Source organism: Limnohabitans sp. B9-3 (genome assembly GCF_002778325.1).
In the GTDB taxonomy this organism is placed as follows: Bacteria; Pseudomonadota; Gammaproteobacteria; order Burkholderiales; family Burkholderiaceae_C; genus Limnohabitans; species Limnohabitans kasalickyi.
This window is the reverse complement of sequence record NZ_NESI01000012.1, coordinates 1-19259: the sequence shown is the minus strand read 5'-3', so window position 1 is coordinate 19259 and position 19259 is coordinate 1. Positions and strand designations below refer to the sequence as shown.

Genomic DNA, 19259 nt, shown 5'->3' with positions numbered 1-19259 from the left:
TGTTTAATGGTGCCCGCCAACGTGTTCGCCGGCTTTGAGTTGGTACACGGTGCCGCAGTACGGGCACTTGGCTTCACCGGTGCTGGCCACATCCAAGTAAACCTTGGGGTGGCTGTTCCAGATTTTCATGTCCGCTTTCGGGCTGGGGCAAAACACGCCGCCGTGACCATTGAGGTCACTGGCCAGAAGTTCAATAGGGTGGCTCATGTGTTCAGACCTTGGTCAACCAATGGGCGTACTTGGGGTTGCGGCCGTTGACGATGTCAAAGAACGCGCTTTGAATTTTTTCGGTGATCGGACCACGGCTACCCACATAGCCTTCTTTGCCCAGCTCAATGCGGTCGAGTTCGCGGATCGGTGTGACCTCAGCGGCGGTGCCGGTGAAGAAGGCCTCGTCAGAGATGTACACCTCGTCACGGGTGATGCGCTTTTGCACGATCTCGAGGCCCAAATCTTTGGCGATGTGGAACACCGTGTTGCGGGTGATGCCGTTCAAAGCACCAGCCGACAAGTCAGGCGTGTAGATCACGCCATCTTTGACCACAAAGATGTTTTCGCCAGCGCCTTCAGACACAAAGCCTGAGGTGTCGAGCAACAGGGCTTCATCGTAACCTTCATCGGTCACTTCCATGTTGGCCAAGATGGAGTTGGTGTAGTTGCTCACCGCCTTGGCTTGCGTCATGGTGATGTTGACGTGGTGGCGGGTGTAGCTGGATGTTTTGACGCGGATGCCGCGCTTCATGCCTTCTTCACCAAGGTACGCACCCCAGGTCCAAGCGGCGACCATCAAATGGATGGTGTTTCCTTTGGGCGAGACGCCCAATTTCTTGTCGCCAATCCAAGTGAGGGGGCGGATGTAGCCGGACTCTAAGTTGTTCTCACGCACCACGTCGCATTGCGCTTGGTTGACTTGATCTTGGGTGAAAGGGATGGCCATGCGCAAAATCTTGGCGCTGTTGAACAGGCGCTGGGTGTGCTCTTGCAAACGGAAGATGGCGGTGCCTTGTTCGGTTTTGTAAGCGCGCACGCCTTCAAAAGCGCCGCAACCGTAGTGCAGGGTGTGGCTCAGCACATGGATCTTGGCGTCGCGCCAATCGACCATCTGGCCGTCCATCCAGATTTTGCCGTCACGGTCAGACATGGAAGGGATGACTACGCTCATGGGGTTTCCTTTGGACTTGAAAGTGGGGTTGCCAATTTGACAGATGGCCACATTTTAGCGAGCCAACCGTACGGGTTTGCCACAAGGTCAATCGTTGGCAGACACAGTGGTGGGGTCGACATCTTCGGCTTGGAACGGGCGATCCAGCGTCCAGCTTTGCAGCTTGCCGCTGACCAAGGTGCAGCGCACCACCGATTGGCTGCCATCGCGCCAGCTGAAAACTTCAGGTTGCGTATTTTTCTCGGTCTCCAGCTGACCCAAAGCGCGCGTCATGGCAATCATGTGCATCAAACTCATGCCCGGCTTGAGCTTGGCATTGAGCATGACCGCGCTGTCGACAAAGCCAATGGGGCGGTTGTTGGCGCGCTTCAAGATTTGCATCAAACGGGTGAAATACAACAGCAGCCACATCACGCCGCCGGTGAACACCATGAACACACCCATCCAACCACTGATTTGCCAAGCCCAAGCGGTGAGCCCCACAGCGCCGATAGGCACGAGAAATTTTTGATAGTTCGTCATGGCTAGGATTGTCTCAGGCTCTCAAGGCCCAAGACGTCACGGACAACGCAGCGTGACTTGCAAGCCACCCAAATCGGGTGACTGACCCACGTGAACGTCAATGTGCTGCAACGCTGCAATGTGTCGCACGATGGACCAGCCCAAACCACTGCCCGTGCCCGATGTGCCCATCACGCGGAAAAAGCGCTCGCCCAACCGGGCCAAGTCTTCGGCTAACAAGCCGGGACCGCTGTCTTGCACGGTCACTTGCAGCTGACCGTTCTCCAAGCGCTGCGCCTGAATGCGCACCGTTGCACCCTTGGGGCTGTAACGCAGCGCGTTGTCAATGAGGTTGCGCAACAAGATGTGCCACAGCGTGCTTTGGCCTTTGACCTGCAAGTGCTCAGGCGCCAGCAGCTCTAGGGTTTGACCGCGCCGCAGGGCGTCGGGCGTGAGATCGGCCAAGACTTGTTGCGCCAGTTGATCGAGGCGGAACGGCTCGGAAGCCACGTCTTGTGGGCCCTCAACTCGGGCCAAGGTCAGCAGTTGTTCGACCACGCGCGAAGCACGGTCGCACCCCACCAAGGTGTCTTGCAACGCACGTTGACGCACTTCGCCGTCTGTCGCCTCGCTCAAAGCCACTTGGGCTTGAGCGCGAATGGCCGCAATGGGCGTGCGCAACTCGTGCGCAGCATCAGCGGTGAAGCGGCGCTCGGTTTCCATGCGCAGGGCCAAGCGTTGCAACAAGTCGTTCAGGGCATCGACCAAGGGTTGCACTTCTTGCGGCGTTTCGGGCAGGCTGACAGGGTCTAGCGTTTGGGTGTCGCGCTTGAGCAGCACCTGGCGCAAGCGCTGCAAAGGCATTAAGCCTGAGCGCACGTTCCACCAAAGACCGATCAGCAACAGCGGCAGCGCAAGGGTGAGCGGCGGCAAGAAGCCGCGCAGCACAGCACTCAAAATTTCATCGCGGCTGTCCAATTGCTCGGCCACGTAAATTTGCACATCACTGCTTTGGCCAGGCGCCGCAAAGATTCGCCACGATTTGCCGTCGGCCAACGTCAAGGTCTCAAACCCTTGCGTGTGCTGAGCCATCGGTCTGTGCGACACGTTGGGCGAGTGCATGACCAAGCGGTCTTCGTCAAACACTTGGTAGGCCACGCGGTTGGCGTACTTATGCAGCGTGGGTGCGTCAGGCAGAGGCTCGTCATCGTCGGGCGTGGCGTTTTGTTGCACCACCAGCAAAGCAGCCGATTGGGCCAAGTGCGCGTCCAACAGCTCGTCCACCTCATGCTTGGCTTCATAGCCCACGAAGGCGGCCGTGCCTATCCAGATCACCAGCACCGCGCCCAAGGTGCGGGTGAGCAAGCGTTGCTGCAAAGAAAATTGGTGTGCCATCGCGTTCTCGCCGTCCATCAAGGCATGACGATGTAACCCACACCGCGCACGGTGTCGATCAGCCCCGCACCCATCTTGCGGCGCAGGTGGTGAATGTGAACTTCAATGGTGTTGCTCTCCACCTCGTGGCCCCAACGGTACAGGTGTTGCTCAAGCTGTTCGCGCGACAAGACGCGCCCTGCGTTGAGCAACAAAGCTTGCAGCAAATCAAATTCACGAGTTGACAGGTTGATGACTTTGCCAGCTCGGCTTACCTGACGTGCGCTGGGGTCCATCACCACATCGCGCAGTTGCAGTGTGGTTTGTGTTTTGCCGTGGGCGCGTCGCACCAAGGCATGTAAGCGGGCGGAGAGTTCGTCTAAATCCACGGGCTTGACCACGTAGTCGTCAGCACCGAGGTTGAGGCCTTCGATGCGTTGGGCCACTGTGTCGCGCGCGGTCAGCACCAAAACGGGGGTGTCGATACCGCGCGCACGCACGGCCTTCAACACTGCCAAGCCATCTTGGCGGGGCAAACCAATGTCAAGCACCGCCGCTTGGTGCTGGGCGCTGAGGAGCTCGCGCTCGGCAGCCACGCCATCGCGCACCCAATCCACCTGAAAGCCACGCTGGTCTAGGCCCGCACGCAGGCCGCTGCCCAGCAGCTCATCATCCTCGGCCAGAAGTATTCGCATAGCCTCGCCACATCGGTCGCAGGGCTTGTGGGCCGCGCCATACGCGCAACATCACCACCAACCCCACATGGAGACACACCACAGCCATGACCGCGTTGCCCAAGCCTTCGTGCAGTTCTTGCAAAGCATCGTTCAACCAACCATCGCCTAAAAGTTCATTGTAGGTAGCCCACCCGCTGGCAATGGCCACTGTGCAAAACACATAAATGCACAACACCGCAGCGCTCAGCACCCAGCTGCTGGCACCTACCCAAAAATTACGGCTCAGCCATTCGCCCTGCTTGATCTTTGTAGCCCACACCCGCCACATGGCGACGCGACGCAACAACAAACCCCAACGCGCCGAAGCCGGTCCGACCCAGCCCCACACCAAGCGAAACGCCAACACCCCCGCCAAGCTGTAGCCGCTGTACACATGCACCAAGCGCCAGTACTCCGACTCGGACGTGACATAAGAGATTAAAAACGCCAAAGCCATGCTGGCGTGTGCCATGCGCGTACCAAGATCGACCACAGGCTTGCATTGGGTGGGCCTCGGTGCGGGCAGCTCTAAATGGATGGGGTTTAAAACGCTATCGGTCATTTTGGAATCCTCACACGGTCGTCTTCAAAATCGCCTTGCGCGGCATCGCGGTGGCACGCCGTGCAGTTGGCAGGGCTTTTGATGGACGCACGTTTGAACGTGGCCACACTCACCTCACGGTGCTTGCGCTCAAACCATGCCGAACGTGTGATGCGGTCTTGTGGCGGCTCTTCACGCGCACGCTTGCCTTGACCGCCGTAGGTTTGCAGCCAAGTGTCAATTTGCTTTTGCGTGGCCGCATCCAGCGAGGCATCGCTGCCGTAATGTTTGTCCAACCCATTCATCACGCGCTGCCAAGACGCCTTAGGCAGCAAGTTGGGCGGGAATGCCAAATGACAACTGCCGCACTCTTGGGTGTACACCGCAGGAGGGTTGGGGCCTTTGTAACTGTCAGCCCATGAAGCGGTGATGCTTAAGAAAGCCGTCGCAACCAAGGTGCGCACTAAATATGAAGAAGGTAAATGCATGACGAACTCCAATCAACGCAAAGAAATGAGCCAAGCCAACACATCGGCTTTTTCGGCGGCTGTGCATTCACGCGCCAGCACATCTTTGCAATTGCGGCGAAACCACTTGTCGGCTTTGGCGCTGTCGGTGAAACGCTTGGCATTGGCTGCAGGTGCGAGGGGCTCAATTGCTTTATCGGTGCTGGCATGACGCCCACCCGTCATGGTCGATTTGCCGTGACAACTGGTGCATTGCCAATCTTGGCCGTGGTTGGCTTTGAAAAACGCTTCACCTTTGGCGACATTGGCAGGCTGACCTGCCTGCGCGGTGTAGCTCGTCAGCAACTCGGCGGGTGTGGCGGCCATCGTGTGGAGCGATGCAAAGAGCAGGAGCGCGAAGAACTTGTGAAGCATGGTTTTGTGCCTTTCAAAACCGATGCTAGTGAGCGCGTCTTAGGGTTTTCTTAAGGCATGCACAGAGAGCCTTAAGGCTGTCTTGATGTGAGGTACGCACACTTTCGCCATCGTTTGTGAATGGCGTTCGTTACGAAACTGTGGACTCGCAGGTGTTAGAGGCAGACGATGGCACCACGGCCAAAAAAAGCTACGTGATTGCCAAAGGCTTAAAGCCCGCGCACCAAACCCATGGCCTCATCCACCCGTTCCACAGCATGCACGGTCATGCCAGGAATGGCTTTTTTAGGTGCGTTGGCTTTGGGGATCACCGCCACGGTAAAGCCTAACTTGGCAGCCTCTTTCAGGCGCTCTTGCCCACGCGGTGCCGGACGCACTTCGCCCGCCAAACCCACTTCGCCAAAGGCGATGAAGCCTTGGGGCAGCGGTTTGCCGCGCAAACTGCTTTGAATCGCCAGCAAAACGGCCAAGTCAGCCGCAGGCTCGCTGATGCGCACACCACCCACGGCGTTCACAAACACGTCTTGGTCCATGCACGCCACGCCCGCATGGCGATGCAACACCGCCAACAACATGGCCAACCGGTCGCGGTCCAGGCCCACGCTCAAGCGGCGCGGTGAGGGGCCACCGCTGTCCACCAAGGCTTGAATCTCCACCAACATCGGTCGCGTGCCTTCCAGCGTCACCAGCACGCAGCTGCCGGGCACGGGCTCGCTGTGTTGGCTCAAAAAGATGGCGCTGGGGTTGCTCACACCTTTCAAGCCTTTTTCGGTCATGGCAAACACGCCAATTTCGTTGACCGCGCCAAAGCGGTTTTTGATGGCGCGCACCAACCGGTAAGTGGAATGCGTGTCGCCTTCAAAGTACAGCACGGTGTCGACCATGTGCTCCAACACACGCGGCCCAGCCAATGCGCCCTCTTTGGTGACGTGGCCCACCAGCACCACCGCCGTGCCAGTGGATTTGGCCATGCGTGTGAGGTGCGCCGCGCATTCGCGCACCTGCGCCACCGAGCCGGGGGCGCTGGTGAGTTGGTCGGAATACACGGTTTGGATGGAGTCCATCACCACAATCGACGGCTGCAATTTGTCCACCGTGGCCAGTACTTTTTCGAGCAAGGTTTCGGCCAACACCTGCACTTGACTGTGGTCCAGCCCCAAGCGGCGCGAACGCAGGGCCACTTGTGCGGCCGACTCTTCGCCCGTCACATACAAGGTGCGCATGCCGCTGCGCTGCAAGCCGTCCATCGCCTGCAGCAACAAGGTGGATTTGCCTATGCCTGGGTCGCCGCCAATCAGCACCACACCGCCTTCGACCATGCCGCCGCCCAACACGCGATCCAGCTCTTCTTGCCCTGTGGGCGTGCGTGGCACTTCGGCAGCTTCGATGTCAGACAGCGTGGCCACTTCGGCGCTGGGCGCGAGTGCTGCCATGCCTGCGTATCGGTTTTTGGTAGCACCGGCGGCGTCGACCACGCTTTCGACCAAGGTGTTCCAAGCGTTGCAACTGGGGCATTTACCCAGCCATTTCGGGCTGGTGCCGCCGCATTCGGTGCAGATGTACTGTGTTTTTTCTTTGGCCATAAGGGCTCAAGTGTGCCTCATCGCCAAACGGAAAAGTGCGTCTCAGCTGCTGCTTTGTGCCACTGAAACAAGATCTGACACCCGCCCTTGCTCCGCGTATTTGTCCAGCGGTGGTGAGGCCAACAGCCCTTGAATTTCCAGCTTCAAGGCCTCGAATGAAATGGGTTTGGACACATACCCATCCACGCCAGAGGCCATGTAGTGCTCGCGATCGCCCTTCAGCGCATTGGCCGTCACCGCAATGATGGGCGTGCGCGTCGCCTGACGCTCATCCTCGAACGCACGGATCAGCTGCGCGGCCTCCAAGCCCCCCATTTCTGGCATTTGGATGTCCATCAACACCAAGTCAAACGCACCGCTTTGAAAGGCTTCGACCGCCTCTAAGCCATTGTTGGCAATGCTCACCTCGTAGCCCATGCGGTTGAGCAAAATGGTTTGCAAGGTCTGATTGATGGGGGTGTCCTCTGCCAGCAACACCCGTTTGGTGACCAGCTTGGGCACAACCAGCGGCTGGGTCAAAGTCTGGCCTTCGCTGGCCTGGGCGAGCATGAACGGCTGGCTGAGCGCTGCCACCAACTCTTGCGAATCCAACGGTTTGACCAAGAAACCTTGCACATCCAAACGGTCCAACTCATCTTGGCCTTGTTGCTCACTCAAAGCGCCCAGCATGATGATGTGCAACTGTTCAGAGTTGTAGGTCTGTCTGAGCTGAGCGGCCAAGGCGTAGCCATCGATATCGGGCATGTTGACATCAATCAACGCAAAGCGTGCTTTCGCCAAATGAGGGCTGTGCAGGGCATGGGCCCCGCTGTCACTGGCCACGGCATGCAAACCGGCACAGGTCAGACGCTGAGTCAGCACCATACGGCTGCTGGCGTTGTCGTCGACCACCAACACCGTTTGTCCCACCAACCTCGCGGGCACTTGATGGCGCATGGCAGACGAGAGGCCCGCGCGTTGCAATTGAACGGTGAAACTGAAGGTGCTGCCTTGACCCACGTCGCTGCGCACCGACACGTCACCCCCCATCAGTTTCACCAGATTACGGCTGATGGCCAAGCCCAAACCCGTGCCCCCAAAACGGCGAGCCGTGCTGGAGTCGGCTTGGGTGAAGACATCAAAAATCAAGGCCTGTTTGTCTGGCGGAATGCCAATCCCCGTGTCTGAGATTTCAATGTCCAACCACACCCCCTCTGCGCTAGGCGGATTTTTCAAGCTCGCCACCTTGATCATGACTTCGCCCTTACCCGTGAACTTGATGGCGTTGCCCAACAAATTGGTGATGACTTGCTGCAAGCGCAAGGGGTCTCCCACCACGTGATCGGGTACATCGGGTGCCAAATCACACACCAACTCCAGTTCTTTTTCGGTAGCCCGCAAGGACAAGGTGCGCGTGGCTTGCCGAATCAAGGCGTGGAGCGAAAACTCATGCGGGTCCAAATACAGTTTTTGAGCTTCGATTTTGGAAAAGTCCAAGATGTCGTTGATCACCGCCAGCAACGAATTCGCCGACAAAGACACCATTTCCAAATAACTGCGCTGCTCGGCTGTCATCTGGGTTTGCAGGCACAACTCGGTCATGCCCAAAATCCCGTTCATCGGCGTGCGAATCTCATGGCTCATATTGGCCAAAAAGTGTCCTTTCGACGTGTTGGCCGCCTGCGCCGCATCACGGGCCAGCAACAACTCGCTTTCTGCATGGATGCGTGCGTCCACAAACTCATTAAAGGCATGCACCACGGTGTTGACTTCTTTGCCGCCGACCTCGGTCAGTGGCGCCACCGTTTCCCCCTGGCGCATGCGCGTGGCCGTCTCAAGCATGGCCTTGGCCACCTCGCCCAAGGGGCGAATCAAGCGCGAGACGAAAGCCCACATCAGCGGGGTGATCGTCAGCATGAGCAGCACGGTGACCCAGATCATTTTTTGGTAGAGGTCGTTGATTGGCGCAAACGCCTCAGACGAGGGAATCACAGAGGCCACGATCCAGCCCGTGGTGTCCAACTGTTTGAAAGTGAACAGGCCTTTCAGGCCGCGCGCCGTCACGCCCTCTTGGGTGCCCTGAAATCCTTGAAATGCACTTTCCAGCGGAAGATTCACACTGCCTGGGGCAATGGCCTTGAGCACCAAGCTGGGGTCTGGGTGCGAAATGCGCACACGGTCTTTGGTGACCAAATAGAAGTAACCAGAGTCCCCATTTTTTCGGTTCGCGATGGCGCCCAATAAATTGGGTTTGAACAGGTTCAACACGCCACCCATGATGCCCACCAATTGGTTGTTTTGGTCAAAGATGGGCGCGGCCACCACCACGATCGGCTGCTTGGTTGCCTTGCCCAAGATGGGGGCAGATATCACGGTTTGACGCGTCTTGATCACGCCTTGGATGTAATCTCGCGCGGACATGTCTAAGGCACGTCGCCCGGGCTTCATCGGCCAATCTACCTGCAGCACGCCCTTGGCATCGAACACGTAAAGGTCATCAAACACCGTCAGCAAGGCATGTTCACGTTGCAGAAAACTTTCCATCTTGCCCACATCGCCCAAGTTTTTAACCGGGGCATTCAACGCCACGGTGGAGAGCATGCCCATGCTCTCTTGCAACTTGTCATCCAAGTGGCCCGCAAACTCGGTCAGTTGTTTGAACTCATGCTTCTCGATGCGTTGCACGATGTCGCTGCGCAGCACGTAAAACTGCAAGCCAAGTTGGGCCAACAACAACACAAACCCCATCGCAATCGCTGATAAGGACAACTGAAGCCGAATACTCAGATTTTTCATAGTGGAGCGGGTCATGCGGCGAGGCCTAAAGCGCCTAGGGGCAGTGCTTACCGATGGGTCAAAAAGTTCGGAATGTTACTCTTTTATAACCATTTAAAGAGTACTTAAATATTCATAAAAATCAAAAGATGCTTCTCTTCATCTGAAAGCCTTGAAACGGGTAAACCCTAGAATTTGCACCGTCAAAAGCATTTAACATGTTAAATAAATGAGCTCTATGACACCTTTTGTCCACCGCAATTTGCCTCGCCTCTTGCTTCAAGCCCGAGAAGCGGTGATGACCCACACCCGCCCGAGCCTGCGCGACCAAGGGCTGAGCGACCAGCAATGGCGGGTACTGCGTGTATTGGGCGAAGACCATGGCAATGGCGGCACGGGCGTCGAAACCGGCCGCATTGCCCGCGAAGCCTTCATCATCGGCCCCAGCCTGAGCGGGGTGCTGACCCGTATGGAACGCGACGGCTTGATTCAACGCGCACGCGCCACCCACGACCAGCGCCGCACCGTGGTGCAAGCCACCGAACTCGGGCTAGCGCGTGTCGCCACCCTCTCCACCACCATTGAGGCGCATTACCAATGGATGGAACAGCACATGGGCAAAGCCAAGCTGCAAGCCCTTTACGAATTGCTCGACGAGGTGATCTCGCTAGAAGCCCCTGCTGATAGCGCCTCCACCCACACCTTCACCGAATAACGCACCTGCACCGCCTATGACCACCCACGAACTCCCCATTCACGGCACCGTCTACGGCGTGCTGTTGAATTCAAACGCCGAATGGCAAAGCGCCAGCGCGCACATGAACGAGGCCCCGTACAAAGCGCCGCCCGTCGCGCCGGTGTTGTATGTCAAAACCGCCAACACCTGGTCGAGCAACGGCAGCAACATCCCCGTGCCCGCTGATGTGCCCGAGGTAGAAATCGGGGCCACACTGGGCGTGGTGCTGGGTTTGCCCAACGCCGCAGGCACACCGCATCTGCGTGGCTTTGTGTTGCTCAACGATGTGTCCATCCCGCACAGCGTCGAAGGCCAGGGCTTTTACCGCCCGCCCGTGAAATACAAATGCTTAGACGGCTTTTTGGGCGTCGGCCCCAACTTGGTGCCTGCCAGCGATGTGGCGCACCCCAATGCCTTGCAACTCGAAGTCCGCATCAATGGCGTGGTGCGCCAAACCGTGCACCTCGCCGACATGCGTCGCCTGCTGCCCGACTTGCTGGCCGATGTGAACGACTTCATGACCCTGCAAGCCGGTGACGTGCTGATGCTGGGACTCGGCATTTGCCAAGATGGCCCCGAAGCTGGCCACCGCCCCCGTGCCCGCGTGGGCGACGTGATCGACATTCAAGCGCTGCACCTACCCAGCTTGGGCGTCTTGCGCCACACCTTGGTAGCAGCCCCCGCTTTGGAGATGCCCGCATGACCCGCCCACCCACAGCCACACAAAAACCCGCGCGCCACGCCCGCGTGCGCTTTGAAGGCCACACCTTTGACGCCACCGAACAAGACGGCCAACTGCTGCTGGCCGACGGCCGCTTGGTCGCCTTTGACCAAGTGCATTGGCTGCCGCCCTTGGCACCTGTCGCACGCCCCCGCACCGTGATTGCCTTGGGCCTGAACTACGCCGACCACGCCAAAGAACTGGCCTTCAAAGAGCCACCCAAAGAGCCCTTGGCGTTTGTCAAAGGCGAAGCGTCGTTCATCGGTCATCAACAGCTCACCGTGCGCCCCGCCGACGTGGCCTACATGCACTACGAATGCGAGTTGGCGGTGGTCATCGGCCGCACCGCCCGCCGCGTGAGCAAAGAAGACGCTTACGACTACGTGCGCGGCTACACCGTGGCCAATGACTACGCCATCCGCGACTATTTAGAGAACTGGTACCGCCCCAACCTGCGCGTGAAAAACCGCGACACCTGCACCCCCATCGGCCCTTGGCTGGTCGACGCCGCCTATGTGCACGCCCACTACGGCGACCCGATGAACTTGGCGCTGCAAACCACCGTCAACGGCAAAGTCACCCAAAGCGGCAACACGCGCGACATGATCTTTGACGTGCCCACCCTCATCGCCTACTTCAGCCGCTTCATGACGCTCAACCCCGGTGACGTCATCTTGACGGGCACCCCCGACGGCATCGTGGACTGCCAGCCCGGCGACGTGATCGTCACCGAGATCGAAGGCATTGGCGCGCTGACCAACACCATCACGCTCGCCACACGCTGAACCCCAAGCTCACGCCAAACCACACGCTCACCCACACGCCCACGGACACACCGCCATGTCACACATCCAACACCTCATCAACGGCCAACACGTCAGCAGCAGCCAGACGTTCGAGACCATCAACCCTGCCACCCAAGAGGTGCTGGCCAACGTAGCCGCAGGTGGCACCGACGAAGTCAACGCCGCAGTGGCCGCAGCCAAAGCGGCGTTCCCGAAATGGGCCAACACCCCCGCGCCCGAACGCGCCAAGCTGATGCGAAAACTTGGCGACTTGATTGCACAGCATGTGCCCGAGATCGCGCAAACCGAGACCAACGACTGCGGCCAAACCATCTCGCAAACGGGCAAGCAACTCATTCCCCGTGCCGGCGACAACTTCCATTACTTCGCCGAAATGTGCACCCGCGTGGACGGCCACACCTACCCCACGCCCACGCACCTGAACTACACCCTGTTTCACCCCGTGGGCGTGTGCGCGCTGATCAGCCCGTGGAATGTGCCGTTCATGACCGCCACGTGGAAAGTAGCCCCTTGCTTGGCCTTTGGCAACACCGCCGTGCTCAAGATGAGCGAGCTGTCGCCCCTCAGCGCTGCCCGTTTGGGCGAGTTAGCGTTGGAGGCCGGCATTCCCGCGGGTGTGCTCAACCTTGTGCACGGCTACGGCCAAGACACGGGTGAGCCGCTGGTAGCGCACCCCGATGTGCGCGCCATTTCGTTCACCGGCTCCACGGCCACGGGCAACCGCATTGTCAAAACTGCAGGCTTGAAAAAGTTCAGCATGGAGCTGGGCGGCAAATCGCCGTTCGTGATTTTTGAAGACGCTGATTTGGACCGCGCCTTGAACGCCGCCATCTTCATGATCTTCAGCAACAACGGCGAGCGCTGCACCGCGGGCAGCCGCATCTTGGTGCAACAAAGCATCTACGCCGACTTTGTGGCCAAGTTCACCGAGCGCGCCAAACGCATCACCGTGGGCGATCCGTTGGACGAAAAAACCATCGTCGGCCCCATGATCTCCAAAGCGCATTTGGCCAAAGTGAAAAGCTACATCGAGCTCGGCCCCAAAGAAGGCGCCACTTTGCTGTGCGGCGGCTTGGACCGCCCGAGCTATGCGCCCGAGTTATCAGCCCGCGTCAAAAACGGCAACTTCGTGTGGCCCACCGTGTTTGCCGATGTGGACAACCGCATGAAGATCGCACAAGACGAAATTTTTGGTCCCGTCGCCTGCCTGATCCCGTTCAAAGACGAAGCCCATGCCATCGAATTGGCCAACGACATTGCCTACGGTTTGAGCAGCTATGTCTGGACCGAAAACATCGGCAAAGCCCACCGCGTGGCCGCCGCCGTCGAGGCTGGCATGTGCTTCGTGAACAGCCAAAACGTGCGCGACCTGCGCCAGCCCTTCGGCGGCACCAAGGCCAGCGGCACCGGCCGAGAAGGCGGTACGTGGAGCTACGAGGTGTTTTGCGAACCCAAGAACGTGGCGGTGAGTTTGGGCAGTCACCACATTCCGCATTGGGGCGTTTGAGCATGCAACGCCGCGGCTGTTTGCAAACCTTGACGGCGGGCCTTGCGCTCGCCGCCACACCGTTGTGGGCGCAAAACGCGGCTTGGCCCACCAAACCAATTCGACTGATCGTGCCTTTCCCACCGGGCGGCACCACCGACGTGGTGACGCGTCTGGTCGCTGCGGAGTTGACCAAGGCTTTGGGCCAGAGCGTGGTGGTGGACAACAAACCCGGCGCAGGCACCGTGCTGGGCGTGGACCTGGCCGCCAAGTCGCCGCCCGATGGCTACACCCTGGTGACCGTGGCCAACAGCTTTTGCGTGAACCAAACGCTGGTTAAAAATCTGCCCTACGACGGGCTGCGCGATTTGCGACCCGTCGGTCTCATGGGCATGTCCGAGCATGTGCTGGCCACGCACCCGGGTAGCAACCTCAAGTCCCTCGCCGACCTGATCGCAGCGGCCAAAAAGCAGCCCGGCAAACTCAGTTATGCATCCTTCGGTGCGGGCACTTCGGCGCACTTGGCGGGTGCCATGCTTGAATCTCAAGCGGGCATCGAGATGATCCATGTGCCCTACAAGGGCCAGGCCCCCGCACTCAACGATTTGATCGGCGGACAGGTGACGGTGATGTTTGGCAACTGGCCCGAGTTTCGCCAGCATGTGCAAAGCGGCAAGCTGGTCGCTTTAGGTATGGCCACCGCCAAGCGCTCGCCACTGGCCCCGCAGATTGCGACACTCACCGAGCAGGGTCTGCCGATCGAGTCGAACTCTTGGAACGGCATCCTCACGCGCAGCGGCACGCCTGATGCGGTGGTGCAGCGCTTGAATGTCGAGATCAACAAAGCCCTGCAAGCACCTGCGGTGGTGCAGGCCTTTCAAGAAGGCGGCATCGTGTCGCTGGCTGCCAGCCCTGAGCGCTTTGCGGCCTTCATCCGCAGCGAGACCGACAAATATGCGCTAGTGATCCGCAAAGCGGCCATCACCGCCGAGAGCTAAACAAGGAACACACCATGGGACAACTTGCCCTCGCCGCCAAAATCACCCACGTCCCGTCGATATACCTCAGCGAGTTGCCGGGGCCGCGCTTTGGGTCACGCCAAGACGCGATTGACGGCCACCACGAAATCAGCCGCCGCTGCCGCGAACTCGGCGTGGACACGCTGGTGGTGTTTGACACGCATTGGTTGGTGAACGCGAGTTACCACATCAACTGCGCGCCGCACTTCAAAGGCACGTACACCAGCAACGAGTTGCCGCACTTCATCAGCAACCTCGGCTACGAATCGCCGGGCAACCCCGAACTGGGCAAGTTGTTGGCGAAAACCTGCAACGACTTGGGTGTGGACACCTTGGCGCACGACGCCACCACGCTGGCCCCCGAGTACGGCACGCTGGTGCCGTTGCGTTACATGAATGCGGACCAGCACTTCAAGGTGGTGTCGGTGTCGGCCTTGTGCCAAGCGCATTACTTGAACGACAGCGCCCGCTTGGGCTGGGCCATGCGCCAAGCGGTGGAGCAGCATTACGACGGCACGGTGGCGTTTTTGGCCAGCGGCTCGTTGAGCCACCGCTTCGCCCAAAACGGCTTGGCGCCTGAATTTGCCTTCAAGGTGTGGAGCCCGTTTTTAGAACAGCTCGACCGACGCGTGCTCGAAATTTGGGAGCGCGGCGACTGGGCCACCTTCTGCGAGATGCTGCCCGAGTACGCCAGCAAAGGCCACGGCGAAGGCTTCATGCACGACACGGCCATGCTGCTGGGTGCTTTGGGCTGGAAGGGCTACAACGCACCCGCCGAAATCATCACGCCGTACTTTGGCGCGTCGGGCACAGGCCAACTCAATGCCGTGTTTCCAGTCACACCACAAAACGGCGAACACATTCCGGCGGCACAAGCCAGCGCAGCCCAAGGTTTTCAAGCGGTCAACCGCCTTTAACAACGAGACACACATGCCGCACTTGGTCATCCTCTACACCGGTCAACTCGACCGCGAAACCGACATGGGCCTGCTGTGTCGCCGCTTGGCAGACACCATGCTCACCGTCAAAGACGAAGCGGGCAAGCCCGTGTTTCCCACCGGCGGCACACGCGTGCTGGCCTACCCCGCCGCTCACTACGCCGTGGCCGATGGCGGCACGGCAGGCCGTGAAGCCGCGCAGTTCAACGACCACCCGCACAGCGGCCCCAACGCGTCGGGCGACTCCAGCGACTACGCCTTTGTGTACCTCAACCTGCGCGTGGGCCGAGGCCGCACCGAAGCCACGCTGCAACGCGCGGGCCAAACGCTGGCCGACGTTGCCCATGCGCACTTGGCCGACGTGTTTGCCAAACGCCACATCGGCATCACGTTTCAAGTGGACGTGGGTGCTGAGGTGTTCGACAACAAACACAGCAACCTGCACCCCCTGTTCAACAAGTCCTGATTCCTCCCCAGCAAAGGCCCTCCATGTTTGATGATTCCTTGATCCAACAACTCGCTGCTGAGTTGAACCAGTCCGAAAAATCGGGCGTGCAAATTGAGCACTTCTCCAAGCGCTTTCCTGGCATGACCATTGACGACGGCTACCGCATCAACCGCGCTTGGATGGCGCTCAAACTCGCCGAGGGCCACACCGTGATGGGCCACAAAATTGGTCTGACCAGCCGAGCCATGCAGCAAGCCAGCCAGATCGACGAGCCCGACTACGGCACCTTGCTGGAGCACATGCGTTACACCTGCACGCCGGGCCAAGTGCTGGACATTCCGGTGAAAAACTTCATCGCCCCACGCGTCGAGGTAGAGCTGGCCTTTGTGCTCAAACACGAACTGCGCGGCCCCAACGTCACCGTGGCCCAAGTGCTGGCCGCCACCGACTATGTGACGCCCGCGATCGAGATCATCGACTCACGCATTGAGCAATTCGACCGCCAGACCAAAGTGATGCGCAAAGTGTTCGACACCATCAGCGACAACGCGGCCAACGCGGGCATCGTGCTGGGCGGCGCGCATGTCGACCCCAACACCACCAACCTGCCGTGGTGCGGCGCGGTGCTGCGCCAAAACGGCGTGGTGGAAGAAACCGGCCTCGCCGCAGGCGTGCAAGGCGACCCCGCCATTGGCGTGGCGTGGCTAGCCAACAAACTTGCACCTTGGGGCGAACACCTGCAAGCCGGCGAGGTGGTGCTGGCGGGCTCGTTCACGCGTCCCGTGGGTGCCAAGGCGGGCGACCTCTTTGAGGCAGACTACGGCCCTTTGGGCTGCTTGCAATTTCGCTTTGTTTGAAGCAACTTTTTCTAACGCAACGCATCACCAACGTCTCCATCGCTCTCGCCCATTCACACACTTTTCAACCCACTTTCACTGAAACGGCCACACCATGCAAACACCTGTCAACGCCTTCAAACAAGCCCTTCACAACAAGCAAGCCCAAATCGGTTTATGGATGGGTTTGGGCAACGCGGTCTCCGCCGAAATTTGTGCCGGCGCTGGCTTTGATTGGCTGGTGCTCGACGGCGAGCACGGCCCCAACGACCTGACCACCTTGCTCGCGCAACTGCAAACCGTGGCCGCCTACCCTGGCGCCAACCCCGTGGTGCGCGTGCCCCACGACCACCCCGCGTTGCTGAAACAAGTCTTGGACATTGGCGCCCCCACCGTGTTGGTGCCCATGGTGGACACGGCCGAGCAAGCCGCCGCCATCGTCCAAGCCTGCCGCTACCCACAAGACGACGGCAAAGGCGGCATCCGCGGCATGGCCGGCACCCGCGCCGCACGCTGGGGCCGCTACCCCAACTACGGCAAAGAAGCCAACGCACAGGTGTGCGTGCTGGTGCAAGCCGAAACCCGTGAAGCCCTGAACAACCTCGACGCCATCGCCGCCACCGAAGGCGTGGACGGCGTGTTCATCGGCCCCGCCGATTTGTCGGCCTCCATGGGCCACATCGGCAACCCCATGCATCCCGACGTGCAAGCTGCCATTGAAGATGCGATTGCCCGCATCCGCAAAGCAGGCAAGGCCCCCGGCATCTTGATGGGTGACGAAACCTTGGCCCGTCACTACCTGTCACTCGGCGCTTTGTTTGTCGCCGTGGGTGTGGACGCGGTGATCTTGGCCCGTCAAACCTCGGCACTCGCCGCCAAGTTCAAAGACAGCCTGCCAACGGCCAACCCCGCCAATGACAAAGGCCGTGTTTACTAAAACAAGCTTTGTGCTTTGCCTTGAATTGCGAGGAACTCACCATGTCTGAACACCGCTTTCACCCCGACGAGTGGGCTGCCCGCGTGCAGCTCGCGGCCTGCTACCGAATCTTCGCCATGCAGGGCTGGACCGAGATGATCTACAACCACATCACGGTGCGCGTGCCGCACAGCGTGAGCGGCGATGAGAAGCAGTTTTTGATCAACCCGTTTGGTTTGCACTACAGCGAGGTGACCGCCAGCAACTTGGTAAAGATCAACCTCCAAGGCGAAGTGCTTGACGGCTCCACCCACCGCGTGAACCCGGCTGGCTTTGTGGTGCACGCCACCTTGCACGCGGGGCTAGAAGGTGCGCACTGCGTGATGCACACCCACACCACGGCCGGTGTGGCAGTGGCCAGCTTGCAAGGCGGCTTGTCGCAAAGCAACTTTTACTCGGCGCAGCTGCACGACATGGTGGCGTACCACGACTTTGAGGGCATCACCATCCACGCCGACGAGGGGCCACGCGTGCTGCAAAGCATTGGCCGCAAACAAGCCGTGATCTTGCGTAACCACGGCCTGTTGGCATGGGGCAGCACCGTGCCCGAAACCTTCGTCATTTTGTGGACCCTGCAACGGGCCTGCGAAATTCAACTGGCGACCTTGAGCATGGGCGCGCCTATTGCGGTGCCCGAAGCCGTGGCTGCCAAATGTACCCGCGACTCGCTGCAATTCGACAACCAACACGGCGGCGCTGGCGTGGACGTGTTTGACGCGCTGGTCCGTCAAGTCAACCGCATCGACGCGAGCTACCAACAATGACGTTTTCCAAAGTTTGTATTTACGGCGCAGGCGCGATTGGCGGCTGGATCGGTGCGCGACTGGCACAGCAGCCTGGCGTAGAACTCTCGGTGGTGGCACGGGGTGCCACGCTGGCGGCGTTGCAACAACATGGACTGCGCTTGCACATGACGACGCCCAATGTGGCTGGTGCTCATGCTTCTTCATCACCCGCAGCCCAACCATCCCCACTTTGTGTACCTGTGAAGACCAGCGCACAGCCTGCCGATTTAGGCGTGCAAGACCTCGTGGTCATCGCCGTCAAAGCGCCGGCGTTGGCCGAGCTCGCGCAACACATCGCACCACTGATCGGCTCACACACCGTGGTGCTGACCGCGATGAACGGCGTGCCGTGGTGGTTTTTGCAAGGCTTTGGTGGCGAGCACGCCAACACGTCGCTGGCCAGCGTGGACCCGCAAGGCCGCATCGCCCAAGCTATTCCCGCACAACACATCATCGGCTGTGTGGTGCATTCAAGTTGTTCTCTGCGCGGCCCCGCCGAAGTGCAGCATCACTTTGGGAATGGACTGATCATTGGCGAACCTTCGGGCGAGGTCAGCCCACGCGTGCAGGCGCTGCATGCTTTGCTGCAAAGCGCAGGGTTTGACGCCACGCTGTCGCCGCAGATTCAAAAGGACACTTGGTACAAGCTGTGGGGCAACATGACGGTCAACCCCGTCAGTGCGTTGACGGGTGCCACGACCGACAAAATTTTGAACGATCCGCTGGTGCGCGGCTTCATCTCGCAGGTGATGTTGGAGGCCAAGGCGATTGGCGCGGCCATCGGCATTCCCATCGACCAACAACCTGAGGACCGGCATGCGGTCACGCGTAAGCTGGGGGCCTTCAAAACCTCGATGCTGCAGGACGTGGAGGCCAAGCGTGCTGTGGAGCTGGATGCGTTGGTGGGGGCGGTGCGGGAGTTGGGGCAGATTGTGGGGGTGGCAACGCCTTTTACCGATGCTCTGCTTGGGTTGGCTAGGTTGCAGGCACAGGAGA

Annotated in this window: 21 protein-coding genes; 11 read left to right on the top strand and 10 right to left on the bottom strand. The window is 59.6% G+C overall.

Annotation, left to right across the window (positions count from 1 at the left end):
* Window positions 1-3 precede the first annotated feature (3 nt).
* From B9Z42_RS15315 to B9Z42_RS15270, 10 genes are all read right to left on the bottom strand, one after another.
* Window positions 4-207: a zinc-finger domain-containing protein gene (locus tag B9Z42_RS15315; protein WP_100134286.1), complete on the bottom strand. Its 204-nt coding sequence runs from the start codon at window positions 205-207 to the stop codon at window positions 4-6.
* A gap of 4 nt (window positions 208-211) precedes the next feature.
* On the bottom strand, window positions 212-1162 hold the full coding sequence (locus tag B9Z42_RS15310) for a branched-chain amino acid transaminase (RefSeq protein WP_100134362.1): 951 nt from the start codon (window positions 1160-1162) through the stop codon (window positions 212-214).
* Between the two features lie 87 nt (window positions 1163-1249).
* On the bottom strand, window positions 1250-1684 hold the full coding sequence (locus B9Z42_RS15305; protein WP_100134285.1) for a glycerate kinase: 435 nt from the start codon (window positions 1682-1684) through the stop codon (window positions 1250-1252).
* Between the two features lie 36 nt (window positions 1685-1720).
* Window positions 1721-3058, bottom strand: coding sequence for an ATP-binding protein (locus tag B9Z42_RS15300; RefSeq protein ID WP_100134361.1), 1338 nt, complete (start codon window positions 3056-3058; stop codon window positions 1721-1723).
* A gap of 17 nt (window positions 3059-3075) precedes the next feature.
* Window positions 3076-3732 carry a winged helix-turn-helix domain-containing protein gene (locus B9Z42_RS15295; protein ID WP_100134284.1) on the bottom strand — a complete coding sequence of 219 codons (657 nt, stop codon included), beginning with the start codon at window positions 3730-3732 and terminating at the stop codon, window positions 3076-3078.
* On the bottom strand, window positions 3707-4315 hold the full coding sequence (locus B9Z42_RS15290) for a cytochrome b/b6 domain-containing protein (RefSeq protein WP_100134283.1): 609 nt from the start codon (window positions 4313-4315) through the stop codon (window positions 3707-3709). The genes B9Z42_RS15295 and B9Z42_RS15290 overlap by 26 nt, the downstream gene beginning before the upstream one ends.
* Window positions 4312-4782 (bottom strand): diheme cytochrome c, encoded by a 471-nt coding sequence (locus tag B9Z42_RS15285; protein WP_100134360.1) that lies wholly within the window; start codon window positions 4780-4782, stop codon window positions 4312-4314. Before B9Z42_RS15285 ends, B9Z42_RS15290 begins: the two co-directional genes overlap by 4 nt.
* 12 nt (window positions 4783-4794) lie before the next feature.
* Complete coding sequence (locus tag B9Z42_RS15280) at window positions 4795-5175, bottom strand: DUF1924 domain-containing protein (protein WP_100134282.1); 381 nt, start codon at window positions 5173-5175, stop codon at window positions 4795-4797.
* Between the two features lie 209 nt (window positions 5176-5384).
* The gene (gene radA, locus B9Z42_RS15275; RefSeq protein ID WP_100134281.1) at window positions 5385-6758 is read right to left on the bottom strand and encodes a DNA repair protein RadA; all 1374 of its coding nucleotides are present in this window, start codon (window positions 6756-6758) and stop codon (window positions 5385-5387) included.
* A 42-nt stretch (window positions 6759-6800) separates the two neighbouring features.
* Entirely contained in the window at window positions 6801-9548 is a 2748-nt protein-coding gene (locus B9Z42_RS15270; protein WP_100134280.1) for a response regulator, read from the bottom strand.
* Window positions 9549-9750: 202 nt separating this feature from the next.
* On the opposite strand from B9Z42_RS15270, the gene hpaR reads away from it, so the two are divergent.
* The 11 genes from hpaR to B9Z42_RS15215 all read left to right on the top strand — a co-directional run.
* A complete protein-coding gene (gene hpaR / locus B9Z42_RS15265) occupies window positions 9751-10227 on the top strand; it encodes a homoprotocatechuate degradation operon regulator HpaR (protein ID WP_369806886.1) in 477 nt (158 codons plus the stop codon).
* Between the two features lie 16 nt (window positions 10228-10243).
* The gene (locus tag B9Z42_RS15260) at window positions 10244-10951 is read left to right on the top strand and encodes a fumarylacetoacetate hydrolase family protein (RefSeq protein WP_100134278.1); all 708 of its coding nucleotides are present in this window, start codon (window positions 10244-10246) and stop codon (window positions 10949-10951) included.
* A complete protein-coding gene (locus B9Z42_RS15255) occupies window positions 10948-11754 on the top strand; it encodes a fumarylacetoacetate hydrolase family protein (protein WP_100134277.1) in 807 nt (268 codons plus the stop codon). Before B9Z42_RS15260 ends, B9Z42_RS15255 begins: the two co-directional genes overlap by 4 nt.
* 55 nt (window positions 11755-11809) lie before the next feature.
* Entirely contained in the window at window positions 11810-13282 is a 1473-nt protein-coding gene (hpaE, locus tag B9Z42_RS15250) for a 5-carboxymethyl-2-hydroxymuconate semialdehyde dehydrogenase (RefSeq protein ID WP_100134276.1), read from the top strand.
* 2 nt (window positions 13283-13284) lie between these two features.
* Window positions 13285-14259, top strand: a complete 975-nt coding sequence (locus B9Z42_RS15245; protein ID WP_100134275.1) for a tripartite tricarboxylate transporter substrate binding protein — start codon at window positions 13285-13287, stop codon at window positions 14257-14259.
* Window positions 14260-14273: 14 nt separating this feature from the next.
* Entirely contained in the window at window positions 14274-15197 is a 924-nt protein-coding gene (hpaD, locus tag B9Z42_RS15240) for a 3,4-dihydroxyphenylacetate 2,3-dioxygenase (RefSeq protein ID WP_100134274.1), read from the top strand.
* A gap of 13 nt (window positions 15198-15210) precedes the next feature.
* Window positions 15211-15684 (top strand): 5-carboxymethyl-2-hydroxymuconate Delta-isomerase, encoded by a 474-nt coding sequence (locus B9Z42_RS15235; protein WP_100134273.1) that lies wholly within the window; start codon window positions 15211-15213, stop codon window positions 15682-15684.
* Window positions 15685-15707: 23 nt separating this feature from the next.
* Window positions 15708-16523, top strand: coding sequence for a 2-oxo-hept-4-ene-1,7-dioate hydratase (hpaH, locus tag B9Z42_RS15230; RefSeq protein ID WP_100134272.1), 816 nt, complete (start codon window positions 15708-15710; stop codon window positions 16521-16523).
* 94 nt (window positions 16524-16617) lie between these two features.
* Window positions 16618-17439 carry an aldolase/citrate lyase family protein gene (locus B9Z42_RS15225; RefSeq protein ID WP_100134271.1) on the top strand — a complete coding sequence of 274 codons (822 nt, stop codon included), beginning with the start codon at window positions 16618-16620 and terminating at the stop codon, window positions 17437-17439.
* Between the two features lie 41 nt (window positions 17440-17480).
* Window positions 17481-18242 carry a class II aldolase/adducin family protein gene (locus B9Z42_RS15220; protein ID WP_100134270.1) on the top strand — a complete coding sequence of 254 codons (762 nt, stop codon included), beginning with the start codon at window positions 17481-17483 and terminating at the stop codon, window positions 18240-18242.
* Window positions 18239-19259 (top strand): 2-dehydropantoate 2-reductase (locus B9Z42_RS15215; RefSeq protein WP_100134269.1); only part of this gene is annotated, 1021 nt, incomplete at its 3' end. The genes B9Z42_RS15220 and B9Z42_RS15215, both read left to right, overlap by 4 nt.

Excerpts from the sequence above, each read along its gene's own strand:
- B9Z42_RS15310 (WP_100134362.1), bottom strand. The coding sequence starts at position 1,162 with ATGAGCGTAGTCATCCCTTCCATGTCTGACCGTGACGGCAAAATCTGG.
- B9Z42_RS15245 (WP_100134275.1), top strand. The coding sequence starts at position 13,285 with ATGCAACGCCGCGGCTGTTTGCAAACCTTGACGGCGGGCCTTGCGCTC.
- B9Z42_RS15270 (WP_100134280.1), bottom strand. The coding sequence starts at position 9,548 with ATGACCCGCTCCACTATGAAAAATCTGAGTATTCGGCTTCAGTTGTCC.
- radA (WP_100134281.1), bottom strand. The coding sequence starts at position 6,758 with ATGGCCAAAGAAAAAACACAGTACATCTGCACCGAATGCGGCGGCACC.
- B9Z42_RS15305 (WP_100134285.1), bottom strand. The coding sequence starts at position 1,684 with ATGACGAACTATCAAAAATTTCTCGTGCCTATCGGCGCTGTGGGGCTC.
- B9Z42_RS15290 (WP_100134283.1), bottom strand. The coding sequence starts at position 4,315 with ATGACCGATAGCGTTTTAAACCCCATCCATTTAGAGCTGCCCGCACCG.
- B9Z42_RS15260 (WP_100134278.1), top strand. The coding sequence starts at position 10,244 with ATGACCACCCACGAACTCCCCATTCACGGCACCGTCTACGGCGTGCTG.
- B9Z42_RS15300 (WP_100134361.1), bottom strand. The coding sequence starts at position 3,058 with ATGGCACACCAATTTTCTTTGCAGCAACGCTTGCTCACCCGCACCTTG.
- B9Z42_RS15220 (WP_100134270.1), top strand. The coding sequence starts at position 17,481 with ATGTCTGAACACCGCTTTCACCCCGACGAGTGGGCTGCCCGCGTGCAG.
- B9Z42_RS15315 (WP_100134286.1), bottom strand. The coding sequence starts at position 207 with ATGAGCCACCCTATTGAACTTCTGGCCAGTGACCTCAATGGTCACGGC.
- hpaR (WP_369806886.1), top strand. The coding sequence starts at position 9,751 with ATGACACCTTTTGTCCACCGCAATTTGCCTCGCCTCTTGCTTCAAGCC.
- hpaH (WP_100134272.1), top strand. The coding sequence starts at position 15,708 with ATGTTTGATGATTCCTTGATCCAACAACTCGCTGCTGAGTTGAACCAG.
- B9Z42_RS15280 (WP_100134282.1), bottom strand. The coding sequence starts at position 5,175 with ATGCTTCACAAGTTCTTCGCGCTCCTGCTCTTTGCATCGCTCCACACG.
- B9Z42_RS15285 (WP_100134360.1), bottom strand. The coding sequence starts at position 4,782 with ATGCATTTACCTTCTTCATATTTAGTGCGCACCTTGGTTGCGACGGCT.
- B9Z42_RS15225 (WP_100134271.1), top strand. The coding sequence starts at position 16,618 with ATGCAAACACCTGTCAACGCCTTCAAACAAGCCCTTCACAACAAGCAA.
- hpaD (WP_100134274.1), top strand. The coding sequence starts at position 14,274 with ATGGGACAACTTGCCCTCGCCGCCAAAATCACCCACGTCCCGTCGATA.
- B9Z42_RS15235 (WP_100134273.1), top strand. The coding sequence starts at position 15,211 with ATGCCGCACTTGGTCATCCTCTACACCGGTCAACTCGACCGCGAAACC.
- B9Z42_RS15295 (WP_100134284.1), bottom strand. The coding sequence starts at position 3,732 with ATGCGAATACTTCTGGCCGAGGATGATGAGCTGCTGGGCAGCGGCCTG.
- hpaE (WP_100134276.1), top strand. The coding sequence starts at position 11,810 with ATGTCACACATCCAACACCTCATCAACGGCCAACACGTCAGCAGCAGC.
- B9Z42_RS15255 (WP_100134277.1), top strand. The coding sequence starts at position 10,948 with ATGACCCGCCCACCCACAGCCACACAAAAACCCGCGCGCCACGCCCGC.